We start from the raw sequence: 7,404 nt of genomic DNA, 5'->3' as shown, positions 1-7,404 counted from the left end.
CGCAGCAATGGATATGTACACAGTTCAACAAAACACAGGTCGGCTCTCAGGCCGCCTTCGCTGCGATGCGGCGGCCCGAAAGGCCAGCTCCCACAGTGGATCGAATACAGCCGCGCCGGCAAGGCGGATCGCCGCACCGCTGGCGCCTACAAGTCTTAACATGTGCGACTGCAAAAAAATCCCGCCCGGAATGCTCCGGGCAGGATTTATTGAATCGCACAACCTCACACCATTCAGGCAATCGGAATCAACGGATCCGCCGCCGCCCAAGCGCTTTTTCGATCAGCCGCCGGCGGATAAATCCACACCGTGTTGATCTGCGTCTTCAACGACTTGCCTTCTTGGCGCGTCAGCTTGACCTGACGATCCCAACCTTCGGTGTAGACCGCCCCCCAAGCCCCCAAGTCCAGGCAAGTCACATATTTGGGCTGGCTGTACGGCGTCGGGTCCACACCGAGGATCTGCGCGGCAACGTTATTGCCGGCATGACGGCCCAGCACAATGGCGTGCTGGCAGGTCATCAGCGCATGGTTGCCGATGTCATCGCTGGCCGCATAGGCCACGTCGCCGGTGGCGAAGATGTCTGGCTGACCAATGACTTGCAGGTGCGCGTCGACGTGCAGGCGGCCAAGGTGGTCGCGTTCGGCAGGGATCTGCTCGGTCAGCGAGCTGGCACGCACGCCGGTGGTCCAGATGACCGTTTTGGCGTCGATGCGCCGGCCGTCGGACAAGGTCACGCCGTTTTCATCGACAGCGACAACCGAAGCCTTGAGCTGCCATTTCACCCCGGTTTCCTCGCTGGCTTCGGCAATTTTCTCGGCGATTTCCGGGCCCATGGAGCCGCCTACCTTGTCACCGCGATCGACGATGATCACGTCGATGTCCGCACCCTCACCCAGGATGTCGCGCAAACGGGTCGGCATTTCAGTGGCCGTTTCGATGCCGGTGAAGCCACCGCCAGCCACCACGACCGTGTTGCGTGCCTGACTCTGCGGCTGGTTGACCAGGGATTTGAGGTGGGCTTCCAGGCGTATGGCCTGTTCGATCTGATCGACGTCGAACGCATATTCGGCCACACCTGGGGTATCAGGCAGTGCGAGACGGCTGCCAGTGGCCAGAACGAGTTTGTCGTAGATGCAGACCTGTTTTTCGCCCTGGGCATCGATGTAGCCCACGCGCTTTTGCTCGACGTCGATGGTCTCGGCAGCCCCCTTGATGAACTTGACGCCCACCGCATCGAACAGCTCGCCGATGGGAGCCGCCAGCTGGTGGGCGTTCGGCTCGTAGAAGCGTGGACGTACGCGCAGTTCGGCCTGGGGCGCCAGCACCGTTACGTCAACGTCATTGTGACCGTGGATATCGAACAGGCGGGTGGCGCTCAAGGCGCTCCACATGCCACCGAAACCTGCGCCAATTACCAGGATGCGTTGTTTCATTTTTAACTCCAGGGGAAAAAACTAGGCAGTGAATTGGGTTAAGGGGTCTGGAGGTCGGCACCCGCTCCCTGCTGAAAGCGTCTTCCGCTCCCGACCTCACAACTACGACTTTATTGATCGTAGTTAATTCGAGCAAGCTGTTTTTCTCAATGGTTCGAATCGATGCCATCGATAGACTTGTCACACCACGCCAAATCCGCGTTCTTGAGGGGCTTTCCAGGACCTGGAGAAAAATTCCAGATCGTTGCCTCGTTCAGGGTCAACTGCTAATATTTACGACAACATTAGTCGGAGATCGCTATGTCTCTTTACAGCGCGGGCGTCGAGTACGGCATTCATTGCCTGATATTCCTGGTGGGCAATGGTGGTGAGACCCGCGAGGCGAGCGTGCGTGACCTGGCAGAGCTGCAAGGGGTGCCACTGGACTACCTGGCGAAAATCTTCACCAAACTGGCCAAGGCAAAACTGGTGGTCGCCACCGAAGGCGTGCGTGGGGGATTCAAGCTGGCGCGGCCGGCCGATGAGATCAGCCTGCTGGACATCGTCAATGCGATCGACGGGCGCAAGGCCATTTTCGAATGCCGGGAAATTCGCGGTCGCTGCGCGTTGTTCGAGGGCGAGGTTCCCGCGTGGGCGCTGGACGGCCCTTGCTCAGTGCATGGCGCCATGCTGATCGCGCAGAAGCGCATGGAGGAAGCCCTCGCCCAGCAGACCATACTGGACATCGCCAGAAAGGTCGGGCGTAAGGCGCCTGCGCAGTTCAATGCGCAGGTCGACAGCTGGATGAGTGAGCGCAGGGAAAAGAAAGGCACCGCCGGTGCCCAGGCCGATCAACTGATCCAGGTCACCGAGATCAAAGGCTGATCCCTACAGGCAGTCGCGCACAGCCTGGCGCATCGCGCCTGACTTTGCCCAGGGCGGCCCCTGGTACAGTGAGACCCGGCTGCCGTCCTTGTACTTCACGATATCCAGCACTTCATCGGCCGTTATGATGCTCGGCGCGGTGATCCTGTAGCCGTTGGATATCGATGTCTGGCTTGTCTTGGGGATCTCCTTTTGCCAGGCCGGCAATACGCACGCCGCTACCTCCTTGGGAATCTTATCGCTCGGTTTGTTGTAGTTCGGCTCTCCCGGCACCAGGGACGCAGGCAACGAACATCCCGCCAACAACGCCATCACCACTCCCCCCATCAACATTCGACTCATGAAGCGTCCTTAAACCTGAAAAAATAAAATGTAGCCTGTTGCCGCGCTAGCAGCCATTTTGTTGCATCGAGCCTCAGGGGCTGATGCTGTGATTGCCGCTGTCCGGCTAGGAGCGCTCGTTCAAAAAGCTTGTCCATCGTTCGAAGGCTTCGTGTTGCCATTGACTGACCCGCTCCCATTCCGGCCCGCTGAACTGGTGCTCGGAGATGAGTTTCATCATTTCACTGGTGGCCGCATCCAAGTCGGCTTTCAGTTCCCGGGCATGCGCCCTGAAGTCATCGGTTGTCGTCATTTTGAACGGACCCTGCCCTGGTAAAATGTCGGCGCTTCACTACGACAGCGGATTTTGCGAAACGCGCAAATTTCCCGACCAATGGAAGCCCTTTGGCATCAGACGAACACAACGCCGCTCCGCGCGAATGGGTCTAAAATTTCGTAGCACAACGTTACGGGAGATCATCATGTGGCTCAACGAACATGAACAAGCGCTTCGGCGTGACCTGCAAGGGCTTGCATCGGACCTGAGATGGTCGGCGGTGGAGCTGTTGCGCATCGCCGAACAATTGCGCCTGACGGGGAACGAAGTCGATGCGGAAGCCGTGAAGCGGCTGTGCGATCTGTTCCAGGGCGATGAACAACGCCTGTCAGGCTATGCCGAAGAAGTGAAAGCCAAGATCATCAGTCGAAACAAGGCTGTTTAGCGGGAGTCAGGCCGTGAACAGGTCCGTCTACACGCTTGCCACACTGATCACGGTGCTGGCGGGCTGCAGCACCGATTCCCATGTCTATCGGGATCAGCCGCTGGTGGCGAAGGTCGAGACAGGCATGAGCAAGGAGCAAGTCGAGCAAATCGGCGGACCACCCCTGTCGATCTCCGACCGTACGGTCGAGCCCGGCACCTGTTTCGACTACAACCTGAGCCAGCCAGGTCATCAGCAACGGTACAACGTCAGCTTCGATGGCCAGGGCAAGGTCGATCATAAAAGCTTCATGACGTGTGCCGAATGGAGCCATGCGCAGCAAAAGGCCAGGGAACCGTCCCGCAGCAGCGGCGGTGGAGGCTATTGAGCCGCTAACAATTGCACCGTGACTCGATCAGCCACCTCCCCCGGTACCCAACCCTTCCAGATCTGCGGCTGGTCACGCAGGAAAGCTTCTGCCACCTGACGCGGTTGCAGGCGCTTTTCGCTCATCTGGCCCAGGGTATGGTTGAGCAGATCAATTGGCAGGTCGACCTTCTCGAAGAACGCCACCAGGTCCGGATACTGCGCCTTGAAAGGCGCGGACACACCAATCGCCAGGCTGGCCGGCATCGACCGTGTGCCCTTTGGATGCGGGTTGTTGGCGTCGGCCAGGGTCTTCCAGGCTTCGGCGTCGAACGCCGGCTCGTCGAGTTTCACCAGCTTGAAACGCCCCAACAGCGGCGTCGGCGACCAGTAGTAGAACAGCACCGGTTTGCCCCGACGGATCGAGGAAGCCACCTCGGCATCCAGTGCCGCACCCGACCCTGTGCGGAAGTTGACGAAGCTGTCGGCCAAGTCATAGGCCTTGAGTTTCTGACTGTTGACGATCTCCGATGTCCAGCCGGTTGGGCTGTTGAGGAAGCGTCCACGGCTGGGGTCTTCCGGGTCGCGGAACACGTCCTTGTAGCGGGCCAGGTCGGCGACGGATTTCAGTTCCGGGGCCAGGGGCTTGATACCCCGTTCTGGCTCGCCCTTGATCACGTATTCCGGTACCCACCAACCTTCGGTGGCGCCCTTGACCGTGTCGCCCAGGCCGAACACTTTGCCTTCGGACGCGGCCTTGACCCACGCCGGACTGCGCCCGGCCCACTCTTCGCCGATCACCTGGATATCGTTCCTGGCCAAGGCCGCTTCGAGGCTGACAGTGCTGCCCGGCAAGGTATCTGTCGGGTAGCCGTAACCTTTCTCGACGATCACTCGAAGGATTTCGGTGATGAGGCTGCCGCTTTCCCAGGTGATGTCACCAAAGTGAATCGGGACGTTTTTGTCCGCCGCGGGAACCTGGGCCGAGATAAGGCTCAGGGCCAGCAGTGAACTGCCGAGCAGGGTTTTGAACGATCTCATGCGGACCTCCGGGTCAGGGCATTCAAGGGTTGGTTGGCGCTGTGCCGGTTACACTGGGCTTGGGAGCGAGTCATGTAGTCGCTGACCGAGCGTTGGGAATGCCCAGGCGGGCGGCAATTTGCGGGTAGGTCAGGCCGTCGATCCGCGACATCAGGAAGGTGGCCCGAACCTTGCCCGGCAAGCGTTCAAGCGTGCGCTCGATGCCCTGTAACGCCTGGATCAATTGCACCTGCCCTTCGGGCGAGAGTGCTTCTTGTTGCTGATCCACGTGTTGCACCTGTTCAAGGTGCTGGCGTTCCAGATCGCGACGGCGCCAGAGCTGAAAGATCAACCGATGGGCAATGGTGGTGAGCAAGGCGCGAGGTTCGCGGATCGGGGTCAGTCCCGGCGATTCGAGTAGCTGTAGAAAGGACTCGGCAGCGATGTCTTCGACGCTGGGGCTGGCCCCCAGATACCGGCGCAGCCGTGCGCAGAGCCAAGCGTAATGCGCGCGGAATAATCCGCCCACGTGGTCAAGATGGGAAAGGTCGGTGCCGGACATAGAGGCTCCAAAGGTCAGGGGTCGCTGAATGTCCGGTGATTCGGTGCGGCGATCCTAACAAGGAGCCTTATTCATTAATAATACTTAAAAAGAATTTTTATATTCCATAAAGGAATTTCACCGCAATCGTCCGAATCCCAGATCCTCGGCCTCTCTCTGGTAGTCGAGAACGATTTGATAGTCGCTATCGGTAGCGGGCAGGATCGCTTGCAAACCAAGGATTTCAGCGACGCCAGGCTCCTGCAACGCCTGGTTCATCACCTGCCGAATGTGCCCAGCCTGTTGTTCGGTGACGGTGGTCGCGGTGATGAACGGCAATGTCGGACTGAATGCACTGCGATCGACGATCCGCAGGCCGGCCACTTCTTCTTTGGCATGTCGCGCCAGGTAGGCAAAGGTCACGCTGTCGATGGCCGCCAGGTCCGCTTTACCCTCACGCAACCATCGCAGGCTTTCGCGGTGGCTGCCGCTGATACCGACATCTGCAAAAAAACGCCCGTCTTGATGCAGCGGCGCCAGTCGGTGACGCAGCAGGTTCATGCCGCTGTTGGAGTCTTCGCCATTGATCACACCGCGGCTGTCACGAAAGGCCGGCAAGCTGCGCCGTGGATCATCGGCGCGACCCAGCAACAGGCTGCAATGATTGCCGCCACTGGCGTCCGGCAGCTCATAACGAGGACGCCCGATGATTCGCACCCGACCGCGCAATGCCGTCATCAACGGATAGCCGCAGGTCTGCGTCAGCAGCAAGTGCGGGGACAGCCACAGGTCCATCAGCGAAAGCCCTTCGGCACTGCGGCGCGTGGCCCCCAATCGCTCGAGGATGCGGCTCAGCCAACGCTCGTTGGCCTGGCGCACCGGTTCGGGGGCGACGTACATCAGTAATTCAGCGAGTTGCCGTGTCATCGAAAAACTTCCCATGCATCGTAATTCCAATAGTGGGAGCGAGCCTGCTCGCGAAGAGGCCAGCACACTCAACACTGATGTTGCCTGACGCAGCGCTTTCGCGAACAGGCGCGCTCCCACAGGGGACCTCATTCGCAATCAGTGGAACGGATGCCGCGGGCTATCGATGGCCTTTACCCCGTGCCGACGCCATAACTGGCCATAACCCTGCACCAGGAACCCGCCGCTGCGCGCCAGCCATTGCTGGCGACGCGCGTGGTAAGCGCGGGGCAAGTCGTACCAGGCCAGCCCCGGCAAGTCGTGATGCACCAGGTGCAGGTTGAGGTTCAGGAACAGCCAGCGCCACGGCCAGGCGGCCTCATTGATGACTGTCCTTTGCTCGGGCTCGGCATGGGGTCGGTGTTCATAGTAGGAGCGGATCATCGCAATCGATAGCGCCGGCACGCTGACCAGCAACAGGTAATGCCAGACCGGCAGCACACTGTAGCGGCCAATAAACGACAGCATCAGCAGGGTCACCGTGCCGTGGCTGAGCCACATCGACCAGGCCTGGTGCTCACCGGTCTTCAGGCGCTGCACCTCCTCCCGTGCCAACGCCAATAAGGCCAATGGAGCCCCAAGGACAAAACGACCCAACACGGTTTTGTTCAGCCAGTGCAGGCCTCGTTCGAACAGTGAACTGCCCTGCCATTGCGCGGCGCTCAGGTAACGGCTTTCAGGATCGCGGCCAGGCAGGGTCAGGTCTTCGTCGCGGTGATGCAACAAATGGCTGTCGCGATACAGGGTGTAGGGGTACCAGACGGCGAACGGCGCGTAGCCGAGGATCTTGTTCAGCGCTGCCCAGCGGGTGGGATGGCCATGAAGCAATTCGTGCTGCACCGACAACCAGAGCACCAGTAACGGGATCAACAACAATGTGCTCCACCACAGGCCCAACCCACCACTGCCCAGTACGATGGCGAACCAGCCAGCGTACACGCCGAACAGCAGCAACCACGTCGGCCACTCGGTGCGAGCGGTCAGGCGTTGGCGCAAGGTTTCGATTTCTACACGGTGGGCGCTATCGAAGTAATGGGGCATGGCGTTGCTCAGATCGGGGACCAATCCCCTTCTGTGCAACGGCGTCGGGTTTTCTTGCAGATTATTTTGATTGTCGAACCGACCGTAGGAGCGATGGGCCAACGCGCTTGTGATCGTTCCCACGCTCTGCGTCACTAGTGTCCGGTAA

The 7,404-nt window shown here is 59.8% G+C and carries 9 protein-coding genes and 1 pseudogene; 3 read left to right on the top strand and 7 right to left on the bottom strand.

Annotation, left to right across the window (positions count from 1 at the left end; genetic code table 11):
- Window positions 1–233: 233 nt before the first annotated feature.
- Window positions 234–1,436 carry an NAD(P)/FAD-dependent oxidoreductase gene (locus PG5_RS32820; RefSeq protein WP_020801385.1) on the bottom strand — a complete coding sequence of 401 codons (1,203 nt, stop codon included), beginning with the start codon at window positions 1,434–1,436 and terminating at the stop codon, window positions 234–236.
- A gap of 300 nt (window positions 1,437–1,736) precedes the next feature.
- On the opposite strand from PG5_RS32820, the gene PG5_RS32815 reads away from it, so the two are divergent.
- Entirely contained in the window at window positions 1,737–2,300 is a 564-nt protein-coding gene (locus PG5_RS32815) for an Rrf2 family transcriptional regulator (protein WP_020801384.1), read from the top strand.
- Window positions 2,301–2,303: 3 nt separating this feature from the next.
- On the opposite strand, the gene PG5_RS32810 is transcribed toward PG5_RS32815, so the two are convergent.
- Both PG5_RS32810 and PG5_RS35130 read right to left on the bottom strand, forming a co-directional pair.
- Window positions 2,304–2,642: a hypothetical protein gene (locus PG5_RS32810; RefSeq protein WP_020801383.1), complete on the bottom strand. Its 339-nt coding sequence runs from the start codon at window positions 2,640–2,642 to the stop codon at window positions 2,304–2,306.
- Between the two features lie 106 nt (window positions 2,643–2,748).
- Window positions 2,749–2,934, bottom strand: coding sequence for a hypothetical protein (locus tag PG5_RS35130; protein WP_020801382.1), 186 nt, complete (start codon window positions 2,932–2,934; stop codon window positions 2,749–2,751).
- Between the two features lie 169 nt (window positions 2,935–3,103).
- On the opposite strand from PG5_RS35130, the gene PG5_RS32800 reads away from it, so the two are divergent.
- Together PG5_RS32800 and osmE are read left to right on the top strand one after the other, a co-directional pair.
- The gene (locus tag PG5_RS32800; protein ID WP_020801381.1) at window positions 3,104–3,343 is read left to right on the top strand and encodes a hypothetical protein; all 240 of its coding nucleotides are present in this window, start codon (window positions 3,104–3,106) and stop codon (window positions 3,341–3,343) included.
- A gap of 13 nt (window positions 3,344–3,356) precedes the next feature.
- Window positions 3,357–3,710 carry an osmotically-inducible lipoprotein OsmE gene (osmE, locus tag PG5_RS32795; protein WP_020801380.1) on the top strand — a complete coding sequence of 118 codons (354 nt, stop codon included), beginning with the start codon at window positions 3,357–3,359 and terminating at the stop codon, window positions 3,708–3,710.
- Here osmE and PG5_RS32790 read toward each other — a convergent pair.
- The 4 genes and pseudogenes from PG5_RS32790 to PG5_RS32775 all read right to left on the bottom strand — a co-directional run bounded on the left by PG5_RS32790 (window position 3,704) and on the right by PG5_RS32775 (window position 7,256).
- Window positions 3,704–4,729, bottom strand: a complete 1,026-nt coding sequence (locus tag PG5_RS32790; RefSeq protein ID WP_020801379.1) for an ABC transporter substrate-binding protein — start codon at window positions 4,727–4,729, stop codon at window positions 3,704–3,706. The two genes, osmE and PG5_RS32790, sit on opposite strands and share 7 nt — an antisense overlap.
- Window positions 4,726–5,270 (bottom strand): annotated as a pseudogene (locus tag PG5_RS32785) (sigma-70 family RNA polymerase sigma factor). Before PG5_RS32785 ends, PG5_RS32790 begins: the two are co-directional and overlap by 4 nt.
- A gap of 117 nt (window positions 5,271–5,387) precedes the next feature.
- On the bottom strand, window positions 5,388–6,176 hold the full coding sequence (locus tag PG5_RS32780; protein ID WP_033044457.1) for a phosphate/phosphite/phosphonate ABC transporter substrate-binding protein: 789 nt from the start codon (window positions 6,174–6,176) through the stop codon (window positions 5,388–5,390).
- Between the two features lie 138 nt (window positions 6,177–6,314).
- The gene (locus PG5_RS32775; RefSeq protein WP_042956001.1) at window positions 6,315–7,256 is read right to left on the bottom strand and encodes a fatty acid desaturase; all 942 of its coding nucleotides are present in this window, start codon (window positions 7,254–7,256) and stop codon (window positions 6,315–6,317) included.
- Window positions 7,257–7,404 lie beyond the last annotated feature (148 nt).

This window comes from Pseudomonas sp. G5(2012), assembly GCF_000408945.1.
GTDB lineage: Bacteria > Pseudomonadota > Gammaproteobacteria > Pseudomonadales > Pseudomonadaceae > Aquipseudomonas > Aquipseudomonas umsongensis.
Note: the sequence above shows the minus strand (reverse complement) of the source record. Positions and strands in the feature narration are given on the sequence as shown.